The sequence below is a fragment of the Amycolatopsis vastitatis genome (assembly GCF_002234595.1).
Classification (GTDB): Bacteria; Actinomycetota; Actinomycetes; order Mycobacteriales; family Pseudonocardiaceae; genus Amycolatopsis; species Amycolatopsis vastitatis.
Map to the genome: position 1 here is coordinate 119,178 of NZ_NMUL01000004.1, position 19,594 is coordinate 138,771.

General features: G+C 70.5%; 17 protein-coding genes. 9 read left to right on the forward strand and 8 right to left on the reverse strand.

Annotation, left to right across the window (positions count from 1 at the left end; genetic code table 11):
* Positions 1-34 precede the first annotated feature (34 nt).
* Positions 35-2,338, forward strand: coding sequence for an oxidoreductase (locus CF165_RS03340; RefSeq protein WP_093945921.1), 2,304 nt, complete (start codon positions 35-37; stop codon positions 2,336-2,338).
* Here CF165_RS03340 and CF165_RS03345 read toward each other — a convergent pair whose 3' ends face one another.
* Positions 2,339-2,914, reverse strand: coding sequence for a hypothetical protein (locus CF165_RS03345; protein WP_093945955.1), 576 nt, complete (start codon positions 2,912-2,914; stop codon positions 2,339-2,341).
* A gap of 167 nt (positions 2,915-3,081) precedes the next feature.
* On the opposite strand from CF165_RS03345, the gene CF165_RS03350 reads away from it, so the two are divergent.
* The 3 genes from CF165_RS03350 to CF165_RS03360 all read left to right on the forward strand — a co-directional run bounded on the left by CF165_RS03350 (position 3,082) and on the right by CF165_RS03360 (position 7,605).
* Positions 3,082-4,899, forward strand: a complete 1,818-nt coding sequence (locus tag CF165_RS03350) for an NHL domain-containing thioredoxin family protein (protein ID WP_093945922.1) — start codon at positions 3,082-3,084, stop codon at positions 4,897-4,899.
* A gap of 1 nt (position 4,900) precedes the next feature.
* Entirely contained in the window at positions 4,901-5,233 is a 333-nt protein-coding gene (locus tag CF165_RS03355; protein WP_093945923.1) for a GroES family chaperonin, read from the forward strand.
* Between the two features lie 467 nt (positions 5,234-5,700).
* Positions 5,701-7,605 carry a VanW family protein gene (locus CF165_RS03360; protein WP_439098489.1) on the forward strand — a complete coding sequence of 635 codons (1,905 nt, stop codon included), beginning with the start codon at positions 5,701-5,703 and terminating at the stop codon, positions 7,603-7,605.
* 4 nt (positions 7,606-7,609) lie between these two features.
* On the opposite strand, the gene CF165_RS03365 is transcribed toward CF165_RS03360, so the two are convergent.
* The gene (locus CF165_RS03365) at positions 7,610-8,317 is read right to left on the reverse strand and encodes a leucine-rich repeat domain-containing protein (protein WP_093945957.1); all 708 of its coding nucleotides are present in this window, start codon (positions 8,315-8,317) and stop codon (positions 7,610-7,612) included.
* Positions 8,314-9,153: a helix-turn-helix transcriptional regulator gene (locus CF165_RS03370; RefSeq protein ID WP_093945924.1), complete on the reverse strand. Its 840-nt coding sequence runs from the start codon at positions 9,151-9,153 to the stop codon at positions 8,314-8,316. Before CF165_RS03370 ends, CF165_RS03365 begins: the two co-directional genes overlap by 4 nt.
* A gap of 109 nt (positions 9,154-9,262) precedes the next feature.
* Between CF165_RS03370 and CF165_RS03375 the strand changes: the two genes are divergently transcribed.
* The gene (locus CF165_RS03375; RefSeq protein WP_093945925.1) at positions 9,263-10,678 is read left to right on the forward strand and encodes an MFS transporter; all 1,416 of its coding nucleotides are present in this window, start codon (positions 9,263-9,265) and stop codon (positions 10,676-10,678) included.
* Between the two features lie 62 nt (positions 10,679-10,740).
* Here CF165_RS03375 and CF165_RS03380 read toward each other — a convergent pair whose 3' ends face one another.
* The 4 genes from CF165_RS03380 to mug form a co-directional block, all read right to left on the reverse strand.
* Complete coding sequence (locus CF165_RS03380) at positions 10,741-11,016, reverse strand: GlsB/YeaQ/YmgE family stress response membrane protein (RefSeq protein WP_093945926.1); 276 nt, start codon at positions 11,014-11,016, stop codon at positions 10,741-10,743.
* Positions 11,017-11,155: 139 nt separating this feature from the next.
* Complete coding sequence (locus CF165_RS03385) at positions 11,156-12,991, reverse strand: acyl-CoA dehydrogenase (protein ID WP_093945927.1); 1,836 nt, start codon at positions 12,989-12,991, stop codon at positions 11,156-11,158.
* Positions 12,992-13,148: 157 nt separating this feature from the next.
* The gene (locus CF165_RS03390) at positions 13,149-13,934 is read right to left on the reverse strand and encodes a response regulator transcription factor (protein ID WP_093945928.1); all 786 of its coding nucleotides are present in this window, start codon (positions 13,932-13,934) and stop codon (positions 13,149-13,151) included.
* Positions 13,935-14,200: 266 nt separating this feature from the next.
* Entirely contained in the window at positions 14,201-14,761 is a 561-nt protein-coding gene (gene mug, locus CF165_RS03395; RefSeq protein WP_093945929.1) for a G/U mismatch-specific DNA glycosylase, read from the reverse strand.
* Positions 14,762-14,866: 105 nt separating this feature from the next.
* Between mug and CF165_RS51695 the strand changes: the two genes are divergently transcribed.
* Positions 14,867-15,043, forward strand: coding sequence for a hypothetical protein (locus CF165_RS51695; protein ID WP_167441336.1), 177 nt, complete (start codon positions 14,867-14,869; stop codon positions 15,041-15,043).
* Here the strand turns inward: CF165_RS51695 and CF165_RS03400 are convergent.
* Positions 14,984-15,628: a VanZ family protein gene (locus tag CF165_RS03400; protein ID WP_093945958.1), complete on the reverse strand. Its 645-nt coding sequence runs from the start codon at positions 15,626-15,628 to the stop codon at positions 14,984-14,986. The two genes, CF165_RS51695 and CF165_RS03400, sit on opposite strands and share 60 nt — an antisense overlap.
* 219 nt (positions 15,629-15,847) lie before the next feature.
* On the opposite strand from CF165_RS03400, the gene CF165_RS03405 reads away from it, so the two are divergent.
* The 3 genes from CF165_RS03405 to CF165_RS03415 all read left to right on the forward strand — a co-directional run bounded on the left by CF165_RS03405 (position 15,848) and on the right by CF165_RS03415 (position 19,563).
* The gene (locus tag CF165_RS03405) at positions 15,848-16,927 is read left to right on the forward strand and encodes a Gfo/Idh/MocA family protein (RefSeq protein ID WP_093945930.1); all 1,080 of its coding nucleotides are present in this window, start codon (positions 15,848-15,850) and stop codon (positions 16,925-16,927) included.
* Positions 16,928-16,978: 51 nt separating this feature from the next.
* Positions 16,979-17,758, forward strand: coding sequence for an alpha/beta fold hydrolase (locus CF165_RS03410; protein ID WP_093945931.1), 780 nt, complete (start codon positions 16,979-16,981; stop codon positions 17,756-17,758).
* Between the two features lie 113 nt (positions 17,759-17,871).
* Positions 17,872-19,563: a bifunctional metallophosphatase/5'-nucleotidase gene (locus tag CF165_RS03415; protein ID WP_093945932.1), complete on the forward strand. Its 1,692-nt coding sequence runs from the start codon at positions 17,872-17,874 to the stop codon at positions 19,561-19,563.
* Positions 19,564-19,594: the final 31 nt, after the last annotated feature.

Here is a 19,594-nt window from a genome sequence, read left to right on the forward strand (position 1 = left end):
ACCTTGATGGCGGGGTGAGGGAGGGGGAGCTCGCATGTCGACCGAAAGTGCGCTGCCGCCGCTCGACCCCTTCGCAGGCATCCCGGACCGCCGTTACGAGGTCAAGGCGTCTGAACTGCTCAAACCGGGCAACGCCGGGCTGATGCGCTGGCGGCGTCAGGCCACGAACGCCCCGATCGTCTACGTCGAGGACGCCTACATCACCGGGACGCTGGACCTGCGGGCCGCGGACCTGAAGTACCTGTTCCGGTTCGAGCGCTGCCGGTTCGAGCAGCCGCCGGACGTGCGCGAGGCGAACCTGCTGGGCCTGGTCTTCCGGAAGTGCTGGCTGCCGGGGCTGAAGGCACGCAACATGCGCAGCCGCAACGACGTCCGGCTGATCCGCAGCGTCGTGCAGGTCGACGGGGACAAGCGGGAGATCGAAGAGACGACCGTCCAGCGGGGCGACGACCGCGAACGCGGGATGCCGAACGCCGCGGTCAACTTCACCGACGCGGTGATCGAGGGGTCGATGGTGCTCACCCGCACCGTCATCTCGCACCCGCACGGGAAGGCGATCCACGCCGACCGGCTCGTGCTGACCGGCGCGCTGCTGGCCTACCGGATGGTCGCGAACGGCGAAGTCCGGCTGCCCGGCCTGCGGACCGGCGGTAACGTCAACTTCTCCGGCGCGACCTTGAACAACCCGGACGGCTTCGCGCTCAACGGCAACGGCCTGCACATCGGCGGCAGCCTGCTGTGCGAGGTGGACAACTACGGCCCGGCCAGCCAGCGCAAACGCTTCTCCGCCACCGGGATCATGTACCTGCCGAGCGCTACGGTGGACAGCGACATCTCGCTGCGCGAGGCCAAGCTGACGGTGTCGCAGCACGGGCCGATCGCCGTCGACGCGTGGAAGTCCAACGACCCGTACCTGGACCCGCGGCCGGCGCTGGTCGCGGACCGGATGCGCGTCGACGGGAACGTCGAGCTGTCGGACGGCCTGCAGGCGCTGGGCACGCTGCGGATGGTCAACGCCCGGATCGGCGGCTCGCTGCGGCTGGCCGGCGCCGAGATCCGGGTCGAGCGCGGCAAGACGGTGCCGTACTACGACCGCGCGCTGCACCTGGACGGCACCGAGATCGGCGGCGACATCGAGGCGACGAGCCTGCGCGTGCCCGCCGGGCAGCTGCGGCTGGCCGACGTCACCGTCGGCGGCAACTTCCTGGCCTGGAACTCGATGTTCCGCCACCCCGGCCGTGACGTGTTTTCGGCCCGCCGCTCGAAGATCGCGGGCAACTTCCAGCTCACCGACGCCACGATCCACGGCACGCTGCGGCTGCAGGGCGTGGACGTCGGCGGCAGCATCAACCTGGCGGGCACCCGGCTCACCGAGCCCGGCCAGCGGGCCACCAGCAGTTACTCCCTCGACGTCCGGACCGGCCGGGTCGGCCGCGACCTGACGCTGCGGGACAACAACGGCCGCCCGTTCGTCGCCGAGGGGGGCGTCAACCTCGACGGCGCCCAGGTCGCCCGGCGCGTGGACCTGCGCGGTTCCCAGCTGGGCTCGCTGCCGCCGTTCGGCGTGGCCCTCGACGCGGGTGACGTCGCCTCGGACGAGTTCATCCTGACGCCCAGCAGCCCGCCGACGGGCCGGATCGTGCTCCGGCGCGCCCACTGCGGAACGCTGAGCGACAACCAGCAGTTCTGGGCGGCGTCCGACGGCATCGAGCTGGAGGACTTCCGCTACGACGCGCTCAAGAAGGGCATCCCGCTCGCCGACGACAAGGCGCTCGACGACCGCATCGAGATGCTGCGCAACGCGATGCGCGGCTACCGGCCGGGCCCGTACGACCAGCTGGCGCACATGCTGCGCGCGGCGGGAAACGAAGAGCACGCCTCGACGGTGGCCCTGCGCAAGCAGCAGTTCCGCTACGAGGCACTGGCCAGAGGGTTCAAGTTCTTCGGCCCGGGCGTCCGCCTGTGGAGCTGGCTGCAGCGATCGATGGTCGGCTACGGCTACCGCCCGGTCCGCGCGCTCGGCTGGCTGCTGACGCTGCTGGTCCTGGGCAGCTTGTGGTTCGGCCTGGGCTCCGACGACTGCGTGACGGACAAGTCGGGCCGCTACGTCGCGAACGGCGAGCGCTGCGTGGTGAACCAGCAGGACACGGGCCTGCAGTGGAACCCGGTGATCTACACGGCGGACCTGCTGGTCCCGATCGTCGACTTCGGCAACAAGTCGAGGTGGTACATGCACGGCCCGGACAACTGGGTGGCGGCAGGCTTCACAGCCTCAGGCTGGATCCTGGCGACCACCGTGGCGGCCGGCGTCAGCCGCATGCTGCGCCGCGAGAACTGATCAGTCGATGAAGCGGGACCAGAACGGGATGTACCGCGGGCCGTCCGGTGGGGCTGTGCTTATTCCGCCCGTCGCGAACTCGCGGTGCAGGTAATCCCGCAGGTCACAGCCGTAGACGACGATGTCCGTCTGGTACACCGACAGCACCGGGTACCCCACCGAGCCCGGCAGGCCGGGCAGGTAGCGGTGCCCGCACACCGGCACCAGCTGCGGCACGTCGGCCAGGCGCCGCCGGGCTTCGCGGACCGCGTCCTCCGGGCCGACCGGGCGCGTGCCCCAGTCGGGGAGCCAGAAGCCGTTGTGCTCGACGTCGTACAGCACCCCGTCCACCGGCCATGCCAAACGTTTGCGCAGCTGTTCGGCGTTGCCGCAGCGCCAGTCGGGCCAGCGGTCGCCGATCGGGACGCCGGCGGACAGGAACGTCCGGTGGTCCGCGGCGAAGCGGAAGCCGAAGCGGCGCTCGACGTCGTCGAGCTCGGTCTCGGTCAGCCCGGGACGCACGGGTTCCCGGAGGTTCTCCTGCAGGTGCCGCGCCTCCTCTGGAGTGAGGGCGCCGGCCGGCTGGACGGGGGTCATGACCACGAGCCTAAGCGGCGGCTCACCCGCGCCGCGCGTCCTTTTCGGCACCGACCTGGGCGAACCCCGGCGGGGTGAGTTTGTTCTCTCATCGGCCGGACCGCGGAACAGAGCGTGCCCGCGTGTAGTTCACTCTCCCCGTGACTTCTCCACGACCGCAGAGCCGCGTGCGCGCCCCCGAGCTGCGCGGCGACGTCTGGCTGAACACCGGCGACCGCCCGCTCACCCTCGCCGGGCTGCGCGGGCGCATCGTCCTGCTCGACTTCTGGACCAGCGGCTGCATCAACTGCCTCCACGTGCTCGACGAGCTGCGTCCGCTCGAAGCGGAGTTCGCGGACGTGCTGGTCACGATCGGCGTCCACTCGCCGAAGTTCCTGCACGAGGGTGAGCGTGCCTCGATCGAAGCCGCGGTCCGCCGCTACGACGTGCACCACCCGGTCGTCAACGACCCGAAGATGGAGCTGTGGTCGCAGTACGCCGTCCGCGCGTGGCCGACGCTGGTCGTCGTCGACCCCGAGGGGTACGTCGTGCACGTGGCGGCGGGCGAAGGGCACCAAGAGGCGCTTCGCCGCGTCATCGCGGATCTTGTGACGAAACACGAAGCGAAGGGGACGCTCCGCCGCGGCGGCAGCCCGTACGTGCCGGTCGAAGAGCAGCCCGGCGAGCTGCGGTTCCCCAGCAAGGCCGTCGCCACCGCCGAGGGACGGGTCCTGGTCGCGGACACCGGGCACCACGCGATCGTCGAGTTCGCTTCGGACGGCGAGACCGTCATCCGCCGCTTCGGCAGCGGCGAACGCGGCGGTCAGGACGGCCCGTTCGACATCGCGACCTTCACCGAGCCGTCGGGCATCGCGCTCCTGCCGTACGACATCGCCGAGCGCGTCGGCTACCACGCCGTGGTCGCCGACACCGCCGGGCACCGGCTGCGCGGCCTCGACCTGATCACCGGCGAGGTCACCACGGTCGCCGGCACCGGCGCGCAGTGGCGCAGCGGGCCGGACTCCGGCAAGGGCGTCGAGGTCGACCTGACCAGCCCGTGGGACGTCGCCTGGTGGGGGCCGGCCGGCGGGATCGTCGTCGCCATGGCGGGCAACCACACGCTGAGCGTGTTCGACCCGGTCACGGGCACGATCCGCCGCTTCGCCGGGACGACTGTCGAAGGTCTTCGAGACGGCGACGTCAGCGAAGCGTTCTTCGCGCAGACGTCCGGCCTGGCCGTGGAGGGCGACAAGTTGTGGCTCGTCGACGCGGAGACGTCGGCGCTGCGCTGGATCGAGCCCGACGGCGAGACCTTCACGGTGCACACCGCGATCGGCGTCGACCTCTTCTCCTTCGGTCACACCGACGGCCCGTCCGACAAGGCGCTGCTCCAGCACCCGCTCGGCCTCGCCGTGCTGCCCGGCGACAAGATCGCGATCGCCGACACCTACAACGGCGCCGTTCGCCGCTTCGACGTCTTCACCCGCGAGGTGACCACGATCGCCACCGGGCTCGCCGAACCGCAGGGCCTGCTGCTGCACGACGGTGAGCTGATGGTCGTCGAGTCCGCGGGCAACCGGATCGCGGCGCTGCCCACGACCGAGCCGACCGTCGTCACCGGGGACGCGCACGCCGTGCGCCGCCCGCCGACGGTGCTGGCGCCGGGGGAGGTCGAATTTTCGGTGGTGTTCACGGCGCCGCCCGGCGAGAAGCTGGACGACCGCTTCGGCCCGTCGACGCGGCTCGAGATCAGCGCGTCGCCGCCTTCGCTGCTCGTCGACGGCGGTGGCACCGGCACTGACCTGCGACGCAAGATCCGGCTCGCTCCGGGCGTCACCGAGGGCGTGCTGCAGGTTGTGGCGCAGGCGGCGAGCTGCGACGACGGCGCCGAGCACCCGGCGTGCCGCATCACCCGGCAGGACTGGGGGGTGCCGGTGCGGCTGGAGAGCGGCGGGGCGCGGGAACTGAGCCTGGTCATGGCGGGCGAGCCCAAGACCGGCGAGTAACATGCACGCCGTGTCTGACGGGCCGAAACTCGAGATCCAGATGCTCCACGACCGCGTGCTCGTGCGGCTGTCCCCGGAGGAGGGCGAGCGCCGCAGCAGCGGCGGCATCGTGATCCCGGCGACGGCGCAGGTGGCGCGCCGCCTCGCCTGGGGTGATGTACTGGGCGTCGGCAACAGTGTGCGGAACGTCAAGACCGGCGACCGCGTGCTCTTCAACCCGGAGGACCAGTTCGAGGTCGAGATCCAGGGCGAGGGGCACCTGGTGATGCGCGAACGCGACATCCACGCCGTGGCGATGGAGCGGACCGAGCACGGGACGGGTCTCTACCTGTAGGTCGGGTCGGGTCCCGCGGAGGGCAGGGCGTGGCAGACGAAGAGGTCCGCGAGGGGACGGAAACGCTCGAAGCCGAGCGCGCTGACGCGCCGGCCGGGCCCGCGGTGATCGACGGAACAGCTGTCGAGGTGCGGCCTGAAGCCGAGCCTGAGTTGCCCTCGGCCGAGCCGGGCCACGATGCTGAGGCCGAGCTTGAGCTGCCGGTGGCGGAGTCGGGCGACGGTGTCGAGGCCGGGCCTGAGTTGCCGGTGGTCGAGTCGGTGCGCGCCGCCGAGACCGAGCCTGAGTTGCCGGTGGCGGAGTCGGGCGACGGTGTCGAGGCCGGGCCTGAGTTGCCGGTGGTCGAGTCGGTGCGCGCCGCCGAGACCGAGCCTGAGTTGCCGGTGGCCGAGCCGGTGCGCGCCGCCGAGACCGAGCCTGAGCTGCCTGCGGCCGAGCCGGTGCGCGCTGCTGAGACCGAACCCGAGCTGCCGGTGGACGGAGCTGGGCTGCCGCCGATCTGGCCTGCGGCGGAACCCGAGGTTTCGCCGGAAGCGCCGCTCGCGGCCAAGCCCGCCGCCGCGGATTCGGCTGGGGCGACCGCCGATCTGTTCGCCGATGATCTGCTCGGCGAACTCCTCGAAACTCCCGTGCCGCCGCCTGCTCCGGAGACTGCGGCTCGGAAGCTGCGCAGGGGTGTCGCCCGGACCATGATGTCCGTCGGGCTCGCGCTCGGGCTGTTCGTCATCCTCTACGCCATCGACCTGATCGTCAGCGCCGGTGATGTGCCGCGCGGGGTCACCGTCGCCGGGATCGAGGTTGGGGGGCTGACCCACGCCGACGCCGAAGCCAAGCTGCGCAAGGAGCTCGAGCCGCGGCTGATCCGGCCCGTCGTCATTCGCGGCGGGGACGTCCAGGCCGAAATCGTGCCGTCGCAGTCCGGGCTCGGGCTCGACTGGCCCAACACCCTCGGGCTCGCCGGGCACCAGCCGCTCAGCCCCATCACGCGGATCATGTCGTTCTTCACCAGCCGCGAGGTCGGTGTCGCGACGCGCACCGACCCGAACCAGGTCAGCCAGACCCTGCGCGAGGTGGCCAAGGGCAAGCTCGACCACCCGGCCACCGAAGGCTCGGTCGGGTTCGCGCCGACCCCGGGCAGCGACGGCGGCGTCACGCCCTACCCGATCCTGCCGCGGCAGGGCCAGCAGCTCACCGACCTCGCCGCCGCCGTGCACACCGTCACCGACCACTGGCTGGACCCCGGCGGGGTCAAGCTGGCCATGGCGATCACGCCGGTGCGGGCGACCGCGGCCGGCGTGCAGGCGGCCTACCAGCAGATCGTCGTGCCCGCGGTCGCGAAGCCCGTCGTCGTGCACGGCCAGGGCAAGGACGTCCCGCTGAAGCCCGTCGCGATCGCTTCCTCCTTCCAGTTCGCGCCGGTCGAGGGCGGGGCCGTCGAGGTCCGCATCGACCAGGGCAAGCTGCAGGCCGCCCTCAAGGACGAGCTCGCGACCACCGAGACCGACGGCAAGGACGCGCAGATCGTCTTCACCGGCGACCAGCCGACGATCGACCCGTCCGAAGACGCCAGGAAAGTCGACTGGGAGAAGACCTTCCGGCCGCTGATCGACGTGCTCAAGAAGACCGACGGACGCGATCTCCCGGTCGTCTACAGCGCGTCGAAACCCGGCGTGACCACCGAAGCCGCCGGCGCGCTCGGCATCAAGGAGGTCATCGGCGAGTTCACCACCGGTGGCCTGACCGGCCCGGCCGAGACGAATAACCGCACGCTCGCCGCGCGCGTGTCCGGCACGATCGTCAAGCCCGGCGAGACCTTCAGCCTCGGCGGCCGGTCCGGCCCGCGCACCGCCGGCAACGGCTACGTGCCCGCTCCCGTCGACGAGGACGGCACCGGCCCGGACGTGGTCGGCGGTGGCGTCTCCCAGCTGGCGTCCACTTTGTACAACGCCGGTTACCTCGCCGGCCTGGCCGACGGCGGCCACCTGGAGCACGACCACTACCTCGACCGCTACCCCGTCGGCCGCGACGCTAAGGCCGTCAACGCCGACGGCAGCCCGGTCGAGCTCAAGCTGACCAACGACGCGCCGACCGGCATCGCCATCCAGGCCACCGTGTCCGGCGACTCCGTGACGGTCCGGATCTGGGGCACCCGGCACTACCGCGTCGAGGGCCAGACCGGCGCGCAGACACCCGGCGACCCACCGCCGATCCAGTTCGGCTCCGGCGGATCCGCGGCCTGTCAGCCGTCGATCGGCTCGGCCGGCTTCAGCGTCACCGACACGCGCGTGCTCTACGACATCGCGAGCGGCGCCGAGGTCCGGCGGGCGTCGCACACGGCGACCTACGGCCCGCGTCCGACCGTTCTCTGTTGAGTTGTCAGCGAAGGACCATGCACCCCGCCTCCTCGAAGCCGCGCAGCCACGGCGGTTCCCGGAGCTGCTTGTTCCACCGCAGATCCAGTTTGTCCAATTTGGACAACTGAGCCAGCGATGCGGGCAGCGTCGTCAGCTGGTTCTCCCGCAGGTCGAGCTGCCGCAGCTCACTCAGCATGCCGATCGACGACGGCAGCGAAGTGAGCTGGTTGCCGCGCAGGTGCAGCTCCCGCAACGCACCCAGAGCGCCGATCGACTCGGGCAACGCCGTCAGCTCGTTGCGGTAGAGCCGGAGCTCGCGCAGCGCCGCGAACCCCGAGAGATCCGCGGGAAGCGAAGCCAGCCGGTTGTCCGTGCAGCCCAGGTAGCGCAGTTTTCCCAGACGGCACCAGGCCTCCGGGAACTTCGTCAGCCGGTTGTCGCTGATGTACAGGTACTCGGTGAGCCCGGCCAGGTCGCCCAGCTCGTCCGGCAACGAGTCGAACCGGTTGTGCGCCAGGTCGAGGGTGTGCAGAAACGTCAGCGCCGAGATGCCCGGCGGCAGCGTGGAAATCCGGTTCGCCGCCAGGTTGAGCACGCGCAGCCCGGTCAGCGACCACAGCGACCCAGGTACTACCGAGATCGAGTTCTTGTACAGGTCGAGCCGAGTGACCTCGGATGGCACCGGAGGCACCGACGTCAGTCCCTGATCGCTCAGATCCAGTGACGTCATGAGGGCCGCCGGGTCCCGGGCAGCAACGCCCACGTCGACGCGTCGTCCGGAGTGGACACCTGGATCCGCAGGCCCGGCACCTCCGACACCGCCAGCTCGGTCAGCCGGAAGTTCATCCGGCCCACCCGGGGATGCTGGAACTCCCGCACCCGCAGCTGCGGCTCCGCCACCTCGTGCCGCGCCCACAGCTCGGCGAACTCCGGGCACAACGCCGACAGGCGCCGGATGTCCTCTTCCCACGCCGGGTCGCCGACGTGCCTGCCGTACTCGGCGCGCATCCGCGCGACCATGTGCGGGACCTCCTCGTCGTAGTTCAGCAGCATCCGCCGCGCCTTCGGCTCGGTCACGCAGCACCACAGCAGGTTCTTGTGCAGGCACGGCAGGCTGTGCCACTCCCAGAACAGGTCGACCTGCGCCGCGTTCGACTCGAGGATGTCGAACCGGCCGTTGACCACCGTGGCCGGCAGCGGATCGAGCGCGCGCAGCACCTCGCGCACCGTGTCCGGCACCACCTCGACCGACGACGGCAGGCGCGACGGCGTCAGCTCGGCCAGCCGGTAGAGGTGCTCCCGCTCCGGGTGGTCCATCCGCAGCGTGCGCGCCACCGCGTCGAGCACCTGGGCGCTCGCGTTGATCGGCCGCCCCTGCTCCAGCCACGTGTACCAGGTGACGCCGACGCCGGCGAGCAGCGCGACCTCCTCCCGCCGCAACCCGCTCGTGCGACGGCGTACGCCGGGCGGCAGCCCGACCTCCTCGGGGCCGATCCGCGCCCGGCACGCCTTGAGGAACTGGCCGAGTTCCTCCCGGCGGCTCGTGTGGACCTGCGTTGACGTCATGCCGACATGGTGCCCGAGGGGTACGACAATTTCCGGGAACCAGGTGCTGTCAGTACCAGCATCCCCAGGCTCTCTCCGCGGACCACCGAAGAACCCCAAGGTCAGAGGCATGACACTGACCACCCCTGCCCCGGCCACCCCGGACCGGTCCGCCCGGCCGGACCGGCGGCCGTGGTTCATGCTGGCCGTCCTGCTGCTCGGCCAGTTCATGGCGCTGCTGGACGTCACCGTCGTGAACGTCGCCATGACCGACATCCGCACCGACCTGCACGCGTCCGGCGCCGCGCTGCAGCTCGTCGTTTCCGGCTACACCGTGGGCTACGCGATGTTGCTGATCACCGGCGCCCGGCTCGGCGAGCTGTACGGGCGGCGACGCCTGTTCGTCACCGGCGCCCTCGCCTTCACGGCCTGTTCGCTGCTGTGCGGATTCGCACCGGACCCGACGACGCTCATCGTCGCGCGGATCGCCCAAGGCGCGGGCGCCGCGCTGATGATGCCCCAGGTCATCAGCGTCATCCAGGCGCACTTCACCGGGCCCGCGCGGGCCAAGGCGCTGAGCGCGTACACCGCGGTCATCTCCGTCGCGTTCGTGTCCGGTCAGGTGCTCGGCGGGGTGCTCGTCGGCGCGGACCTGTTCGGGGCGGGCTGGCGGCCGATCTTCCTGGTGAACGTGCCGATCGGGGTGCTCGTGGCCGCGCTCGCCCTGCGTCTGGTTCCCGGCGGGGCGGCAAGAGCCGGGCGCCGGCTCGACCTCGCCGGGCTCGCGATCGCCGTGCCCGCGGTGGTGTTCCTCGTGCTGCCACTCGTCCTCGGGCACGAAACCGGCTGGCCGATGTGGACGTTCGGCTCGCTCGCCGCGGGTGCGCTGCTGGCGGTGCTGTTCGTGGTCGTGGAACGCCGGGTGCGCGACCCCCTGGTCAACCTCGGCGTTCTCAAGATCCGGGGTGTCGCACCGGGACTGGCCGCGCTGGCCACCGGTGTGGCGTCCTACGGCGGGTTCCTGTTCTGCGTGGCGTTGCACCTGCAGACGGGACTCGGGGAGACGGCGCCGGCGGCCGGGCTGACGATGGCGCCCGGCGGTGTCCTCTTCGGATTGTGCGGGTTCTTCTGGCACAAGCTGCCAGAACGCGTCCACGCGGCGCTGACGCCGTGCGGCTACGTCGGTTCGGCCGTCGCGTACGCGCTGCTGGGCCTGAGCCTGCGAGACGGCGGCAACGGCGGCGCCCTGTTCTTCGCCGCGCTCCTGCTCTTCGGCCTGTCCATGGGCCTGGCGTTCGGGTCACTGATGGCCCACGCGCTGACGCACGTCCCGCTCGCGAGCGCGGCGGACGCCAGCGGGCTGCTCACGACGACGTTGCAGCTGGGACAGGTCGTGGGGGTGGCGACGTTCGGCAGCCTGTTCCTGACGCTGGCCGGCGGCTCCTCCGCGCACGCCGTCACCACGACGATGACGTGGGCCGCCGCGTTGCTGCTGGTCGGCGCCGGATTCGCCGTCGCGCTCGCGCGTGCGTCGACTAGGCGGTAGCCACGAAAAGAGCCCGGCCGGCCCGCCCGAAGGCGGACCGGCCGGGCCGGGATCCGAAAGCGTTACCTGGTTACCCCACGACGACCGTAGGCGCCCGCGGCGATGCTGACACCGATGGCGGCCAGCACGACCTGGGTGAGGATCTCCAGCCAGTCGATGCCCGCCGTGTTGGCGTACCCGAGACCACGCGCGATGGCCGTACCGATGAAGGCGGCGATGATACCGATCACGATGGTCAGCCAGATCGGGATGTTCTGCTTGCCGGGAGCCAGCAGCCGGCCCAGAACACCGATGATCAGCCCTACGATGATGGCGCTGATGATGCCGGCGACAGTCATCACTTTCTCCTCTCGGTGATCGCGGGTCCGGCCACTCGGTCCCGCGAACTCGCAGACGGAATTCCCCGGCTTTCCGACCCCGAAACGCGGAAGAGCCCCTTCCCGGTCGAGAAGGGGCCCTTCGGCGGAACGCGTTGGATCAGAACGCGGCTTCGTCGATCTCCATGAGCGCGTTGTCGGCGGCCTCCACGATGGCGCGGCGGGCGGTCAGCTCCGGCAGCACCTGCTTCGCGAAGAACGAGGCCACGGCGACCTTGCCCTCGTAGAACGGGACGTCCTTGGTGGACGCGCCCGCGTCGAGCTTCGTGAGGGCGACTTCGGCGTGCTTGAGCAGCTGCCAGCCGATGAGCAGGTCGCCGACCGACATCAGCAGCCGGACCGTGTGCTGGCCGACCTTGTTGATGCTCTGCGCGTCCTCCTGCGACGCGGTGAGGTAGCCGATCAGCGAGCCGAGCATGCCCTGCGTGTCCTCGAGGGCCTGCTTGAGCAGTCCGCGCTCGTTCTTGAGGCGGCCGTTGCCCGCCTCGGACTCGATGAACTTGGTGATCTCACCGGCGATGAAGGCCAGCGACTGGCCCTTGTCGCGGACGATCTTCCGGAAGAAGAAGTCCAGCGACTGGATCGCCGTGGTGCCCTCGTACAGCGAGTCGATCTTCGCGTCGCGGATGTACTGCTCGATCGGGTAGTCCTGCAGGAAGCCGGAACCACCCAGGGTCTGCAGCGACTGCACGAGCTGCTCGGTGGCGCGCTCGGAGCCGACGCCCTTGACGATCGGGAGCAGCAGGTCGTTGACGCCGTGCGCGAGCTTCAGGTCGCCTTCACCGGTCCACAGCTGGTCCTGGAACGACGCCGTGTACAGGTAGACCGCGCGGAGACCCTCGGAGTACGCCTTCTGGAGCATCAGCGAGCGGCGGACGTCCGGGTGGTGCGTGATGGTGACGCGCGGCGCGGCCTTGTTCAGCATGTTCGGCAGGTCGGCGCCCTGGACGCGCTCCTTGGCGTACTCGAGCGCGTTGAGGTAACCCGTCGACAGCGTCGCGATGGCCTTCGTGCCGACCATCATCCGGGCGTACTCGATGACCTGGAACATCTGCGCGATGCCGTCGTGCACCTCGCCGAGCAGCCAGCCCTTGGCCGGGGTGCCGTGCTGGCCGAAGGTCAGCTCGCACGTCGTCGAGGCCTTGATGCCCATCTTGTGCTCGATGTTGGTGACGAAGGCGCCGTTGCGCTCGCCCAGCTCACCGGTCTCGCTGTCGAAGTGGAACTTCGGGACGAGGAACAGCGACAGCCCCTTGGTGCCCGGCTTGGTCTCGATGCCCGGGCCCTCGGGGCGGGCCAGCACCAGGTGCATGATGTTTTCGACCATGTCGTTTTCGCCCGACGTGATGAACCGCTTCACGCCGTCGATGTGCCAGGAGCCGTCCTCCTGCTGGGTCGCCTTCGTGCGGCCGGCACCGACGTCCGAACCGGCGTCCGGCTCGGTGAGCACCATGGTGGCGCCCCAGCCCTTGTCGATCATGATCCGGGCCCAGTGCTTCTGCTCTTCGGTGCCGTTCTTGTCGACGATCATCGCGAAGTTCGGGCCCGCCATGTACATGAACAGCGGGGCGTTGGCGCCGAGGATCAGCTCGGAGGCGGCCCACTGCACGGTCGGGGGCAGGCCGAAGCCGCCGAGGTCGTTGGTGAGGCCGAGCCGCCACCACTCGCCGTCGACGAGCTGCTGGTAGCTCTTCTTGAAGGACTCGGGGATGGTGACGCTGAAGGTCTTCGGGTCGTAGACCGGGGGGTTGCGGTCGGCGTCGGCGAAGGACTCGGCGAGCGGGCCGGTCGCGAGCTTGTTCAGCTCGGACAGCACGCCGCGGGCGGTCTCCTCGTCGGATTCGGCGAGCACACCCTTGCCCAGGCGCTCCTGCACGCCGAGTACCTCGAAGAGGTTGAACTCCAGGTCTCGGACGTTGCTCTTGTAGTGGCCCATGTCGTCACTCCAATGTGTTCGGCTCCCCGGCCGGGCACATGTTCGCCTTACTCGCCGGTAACTTCAGGATATTACCTGCGGGTAACCAGAGCAAGCAGATCCGCACTTCCGAGTATCGAAAATACGCGAAAATGTGCCTTTTTCCTGGGGAACGGGGTCAGCGGTGCCCGGGGATCGCCGTTGTGTCGGCCGTCACCGGAACGTGCCCGTCCTCGGCCCTGGCGACCAGGATCCCGGCGCGGAACGCGATCGTCACGGCGTGTGTCCGGTCGCGTGCGGAAAGCTTGCGCAGGATGCTCTTCACGTGGGTCCGGACCGTCTCGACGGACAGGAAGAGCAGTTTCGCGATCGCCGAGTTCTCGAGGCCCTCGGCGACGAGCTGGAGCACCTGGTACTCCCGCCTGGACAGCGGCATCCCGCCGCGCGGCGCCGGAGGGCTGTCGTGGGCGGCCTCGCCTTTGGGAGCGGCGGCGCGCTTCGGCCGGGCGGTCAGCGCGGCCAGTGCCGGGTCGATGTACCGGCGTTCGGTGTGGGCACGCCGGATCGCTTCGGCGAGCCGCCGTGAGTCGATCGACCGCGGCACGATCGCGTGCGCGCCCGCGGCGATCGCGGCCGCCAGGTACTGCTGGGTGCGATTCGCGTCACGGATCAGCGTGACGATGATCAGCGCGGGGTCGCCGGCGTTGAGCAGCTTGGTCAGGTGGCAGTTGGGGTCGAGCGCCGAGTCGAGCACGACGACGTCCGGCTTGACCTGCTCGCACAGCTGCAGCGCGGCGTGGTGGCTGGCGGCCTGCCCCGCCCAGTGGAGTCCCTGGCTGCGGTGGACGAGCGCCGCGAGGCCGTCGCGGAAGATCGGGACCGGGTCGACGACCGCGACGCCGAGACTGCGCCCGCCGGGTCCGGCCGGCCCCGCGGTCCTGCGGGTGGGCTCGATGCCGTGCATCGCGGGCCTCCGTCTCTGCGCCGTCGCTTCTGGGGAGCCGGACGTCTCCGGCACCACCCGGTCCCCCTGCCGGGACCGGCCAAAAGTGACTCCTCCTGGTTGGTACGAGTCGCGATTGCGCAGCTCATGACGCCAAATCCCCCTCATGGCCCAAACCGCCGGTCACAGCAAACTTTCGGTAGAAGTCGATCTTGATTGGGCGGTTCGGCCGGATGGTGCGGGTCCCGATGGGGCAGCCGGCGCTACTGAGGGTGGCTCACTGCCGTTCAACGATTTCGACAGTCTTCGGATGCGGTCCGCAGCCGCCGGAACTCCTCCCCCAGGCCGGCCGGCGTCCAGTGCGCGTTGAGCCCGCTCGGGTTCGGCAGCACCCACACGCGGGTGTCCCCGATCCGGTGATCTTGAGGGCCGACACGTGCCTTCGGGAAGCCGAACGCGGTGCGGTACGCCGTGATCCCGACGACGGCCAGCCACCGCGGCCGGTACTCCAGCACCTTCGCGACCAGCAGCTTCCCGCCTTCGCGCAGTTCGTCGCCGGTGAGCTCGTCGGCGCGGGCCGTGGTCCTCGCGACGACGTTCGTGACGCCGAGCTTGAGATCGAGCAGCTTCTCCTGCTCGCCGGGCGCGTACCGCCGCGGCGTGAACCCGCCGGCGTGGAGCGCGGGCCAGAAGCGGTTGCCCGGCCGCGCGAAGTGCTGACCGAGCGCGCCGGAGTAGAGACCGGGGTTGATGCCGCAGAACAGGACGTCGAGGCCGGGCGCGATGACGTCCGGGATGGTGGCGTTGTGCGCCGCGGCCAGCTGGTCCTTGGTGGGTCGGGTGCTCACCCGTCCAGTGTGCGAAGCCTGGCTCGTCGCCGGGGGTAGCGAACCCGGCACGGACCTGCGTAACCTGTGTGATCTCCCGCACAGCGCCGTACCGAGGAGGATTTCGTGCAGCTTCCGCTCGTCCTCGGCCTGGTCGCGCTGGTGCTGGCCGTCGCCGCCCTCGTCGTCGTCCTCGAAGACCGGCGGGCCGCCCGGCGGGCGGCCCTGCGGCGGAAGGCGCGGCTAGCGCGGCTGGGCGAGGTCGACCCGCTCGCGCCGGGCCGGCTGCACGTCGACCGTTGAACGCTTCCCGCGGACCAGGGTCAGCAGGAGCGCACCGAACACCCAGCCGGTGACGGCACCGAGCGTGTTGTTCACGAGGTCGTCGACGTCGAAGATGCGGTAGACGTACGGCGCGGTGCCGAAGTTCGCGGTGACCTGCGTGATTTCGATGAGCAGCGACGTCGCGAAGCCGATCAGGACAGTGCCGGTCAGGCCGCGGCGCCAGAGGATCCGCGCGAACACCCCGAGCGGGACGAACAGCAGGACGTTCAGGCACGCCTGCTGGAACGTCTGCGTCATGAACCACCGCGAGAGCGGCTCGCCGTGTTTGAGCAGCTCGGTGTGGATGTCGGTGATCCACTGGAAGGGGTGCAGCTGCACGGTCTGGGCCGGCCGGCGCGTGCCGGGGCCGGGCAGCGGCAGGAGGACGACCGCCAGGGTCATGCAGCCGTAGAGCAGCACCGCGGCGGTGGTGAGGATGCCGCGCGCACGGAGGCCGCCATACCGGGCGAACTGGGTGATCAGCTGCGGCACGAGCACGACGACCCACAGGGCGAGGAACCCGGTGAACCCGTCCTGCAGGGCGGTGACCTGGGCATTCGTCATGCCACCGACGGTATGGATCTTGAGCCGGGTGCCGCTTCGGTCGAAGAGCCGGACGGCGCGGAGCCCCATCGGCCACTCGGCTGACCCGCGCGGAGCCGATCGGCGCCACGGCGGTGATCGAAGTCATGCCGCGATAACCGGATGCTGCTTGCGCCGACCGGGGAATGCCTACGACGCTCTGCACGTCGGAGTCTTGTGCAGGCAACGAAAGGAACGCTCATGGCACCGGTCCGGGTCGGCATCGTCGGGCTCAGCGCGAACGGCGGCTGGGCCGCGACCGCGCACGTGCCCGCGCTGGCCGCGGTGGAGGGCTACGAGCTCCGCGCGCTGAGCGGGAGCAGCGCCGAGTCGGCGCGGGTGGCCGGGGAGAAGTACGGCGTGCCGCTGACCTTCGGCGATGCCGGCGAGCTCGCCCGGCACCCGGAGGTCGACCTGGTCGTGATCGCCGTGAAGGTGCCCGAGCACCGCGCGCTCATCGAGCCGGCGCTGGCCGCGGGCAAGCAGGTCCTGAGCGAGTGGCCGCTGGGCGTGAGCCTGGCCGAAACCGAGGCGCTGGCCGAAGCCGCGAAGGGACGGCAGACCGCGGTGGGGCTGCAGGGGCGGTCCGCGCCGGCGTTGCGCTACCTGCGTGACCTCATCAAGGACGGCTACGTCGGCCGCGTGCTTTCGACGTCGTTGATCGCGTCGGGCGCGAACTGGGGTCCCTCGGTGCGGGCCGGGCGCGACTACCAGCTGCACCCCGAGGGCGGGGCGACGATGCTGACCATCCCGTTCGCGCACACCGTCGACGCGCTGGCCATGGTGCTCGGCGGCTTCGCCGAGCTGTCGGCGACGATGGCGACCGTCCGGCCTCGGGTGCGCGACGAGGTCACCGGCGAGTCCGTCGCCATGACCGCGCCGGACCAGATCGCCGTCACCGGCGTGCTGACCGGCGGGGCGGTCACGTCGCTGCACCTGCGTGGCGGGACGTCGCCGGCCACGAACTTCCACTGGGAGATCAACGGCACCGAGGGCACGCTGGTCGTCGAGGCCGCGGACCCGCTGTTCTGGATCGCGAAGCTGACGTTGCGCGGCAGCCGGACCGGCACGCTCGAGAAGCTCACCGTGCCCGCCCGGTACGAGCTGCCGCAGCTGGCCGGGCGCAGCGCCGAGCCGTCGTACAACGTCGCCCACGCCTACGCGCGGCAGCTCAAGGGCGATCTGCCGGACTTCGCGCACGCCCTGGGCGTGCACCGGGTCCTCGACGCCGTCCAGCGGTCGGCCGACACCGGGACCCGGATCAAGCCGGACGCAGAGTAACTGTTACCGGCGGTTGTAGCCTTTCCGCTGTCCGGGCCTTACGCTCGGATCATGGACGACGTTGTCTATGACCGCGCGGGCCGGGGCGAGCCGCTGGTGCTGATCCACGGCATCGGCCATCGCCGCCAGGCTTGGGCGCCGGTGTTTCCGCTGCTCACGCCCCATCGTGACGTCATCGCCGTCGACCTGCCCGGCTTCGGCGAGTCGCCCGAGCCGTCCGGCGGGTACGGCATCGAGCCCGCGCTGGTGATGTTCAAGGAGCTGTTCACCGACCTCGGGCTCGGCAGGCCGCACGTCGCCGGCAACTCGCTCGGCGGCCTGCTGTCGCTGGCCCTCGGGCAGGCCGGGCTGGTCCGCAGTGTCACGGCGTTGTCGCCCGCCGGGCTGTGGACCCGGAGGCAGAAGCTCTACGCGATCGCGACGCTCAAGGCCCACCGATCCCTCGCTCAGCGCACGCCGCCGCACGTCGTGCGCCGCATCGCCGCGACGGCGGCCGGACGCAAGGCGCTGGTCGGGATGATCGTCGGGCGGCCCGAGCTGCTGACACCCGACGTCGTCGTCGAGGACGCCCGCGCGCTCGCCACCGCGCCGGGGTTCGAGCCCAGCGCCGCGCAGTCCCGTGGCGACTTCCGCTTCACCGGCCCGGTCACCGGGGTCCCGGTGACCGTCGCGTGGGCCGAGCGCGACCGGATCCTCGCCCGGCCGCGTCTCGCCGAGCTGCGGAAAGTCGCGCCGGACGGGTCGTTCCGGCTGCTGCCGGGCTGCGGGCACGTGCCGATGAACGACGACCCTGAACTCGTCGCAAAGGTCCTGCTCGACGGAAGCCGTTAGGTGACATTCGCTTTACGTCCGTCTTTTGACCCTGGTAGGTGACAGCTTCGCGAGGCAGAATCCTCCGCCGTGCGCCCGTTGGGGAACTTGGGCGCGAATCGGAGGAAACACGCATGAGGCTTTCAACCCGGCTCGTGGTGCTCGCCGCGGCCGCGCTGGCGACGACCGCGGTGACCACCGCACCCGCGTCCGCGGGCCAGCGCCCGGACCCCACCACCGACGTCCGGATCATCGGGTTCAACGACCTGCACGGCAACCTGGAGCCGCCGTCCGGCTCCGGCGGCCGTGTGGTGCAGTCGGACGGGACCACTGTGGACGCCGGCGGTGCCGCCTACCTGGCCACGCACGTGAAGCAGCTGCGTTCCCAGGTGAAGAACTCGTTCGTCGTGTCCGCCGGTGACAACATCGGCGCGTCACCGCTGACCTCGGCGCTGTTCCACGACGAGCCGACCATCGACTTCCTGAACATGCTGGGCGTGAGCGCGTCCGTCGTCGGGAACCACGAGTTCGACGAGGGCTACAAGGAACTGCAGCGCATGCAGTTCGGCGGCTGCCACCCCACCGACGGCTGCCAGTTCCAGAAGACCTTCGACGGGGCGAAGTTCCCGTTCCTCGGGTCCAATGTGTACTTCACCAACGGCCTGCCCGCGCTGTTGCCGTTCACCGTCAAGTTCGAGGGCGGCGTGCCGGTCGGCGTCATCGGGGCCACGCTGAAGGACCTGCCGTCCGTCGTCACGCCGGAGGCGATCAAGGGCCTGAAGTTCGGCGACGAGGTCGAGGCGATCAACCGCACGGCGAACCTGCTCGACTACTTCGGCGTCAAGGCCCAGATCGTGCTCATGCACCAGGGCGACGGCACCGAGGTCGAGGGCCCGAACGACTGCAAGCTGCGCCCCGGCCCGGCCGCCGCGATCGCGGCCGCGGTGACGCCGAAGGTCGACGCGTTCTTCACCGGGCACAGCCACCAGCAGTACAACTGCGTGATCAACGACCCGGCCGGCCAGCCGCGGCCGGTCATCCAGGGCTCGTCGTTCGGCCGCCTGCTGTCGGTGGTGGACCTGAAGATCAGCCTGAAGACGCGGGATGTCGTGCGGTCGCAGACCAAGGCGTTCAACGAGATCGTCACCCGCACGGTCACGCCGGACCCGGCCGTGGCGGCGCTGGTCGCCGACGCGAAGACCAAGTCGGCGCCGATCGCGAACAAGCAGGTCGGCACCATCACCGCGGACCTGCCGGCGGCGGGCAACGCGGCTGGTGAGTCGCCGCTCGGCGACGTCATCGCCGACGCGCAGCTGGCGGGTACGCAGTCGAACAGCGCGGTCGTCGCGATCACCAACCCGGGCGGCATCCGCGCCGACCTGACGTACAAGTCGTCGTCGAACGGCGAGGGTGACGGCGTGGTGACCTACGGCGAGGCGTTCACCGTCCAGCCGTTCTCGAACATCATGCAGACGATCACGCTGACCGGCGCGAACCTGAAGAACGTGCTGGAACAGCAGTGGACCGCGGCCGGCACGAAGATCCTGCAGATCTCGAGCTCGCTGCACTACTCGTACTCGGCGGGCGCGCCGATCGGCTCGCGCGTTTCGGACATCACGGTGAACGGCACGCCGGTCGACCCGGCGGCGACGTTCCGCGTGTCGGTGAACAACTTCCTCGCCGCCGGCGGGGACGGCTTCACCGAGTTCACGAAGGGCACGAACCTGTCCGGCGGGCCGGTGGACCTGGACGCGCTGGTCGCCTACCTGGGCGCCCACCCGAACCTGGCCCCGCCGGCGGCGGACCGGATCACCCGGCTGCCGTAGTTCCGGTTTCTCCAAGACACCCGGGTCGACA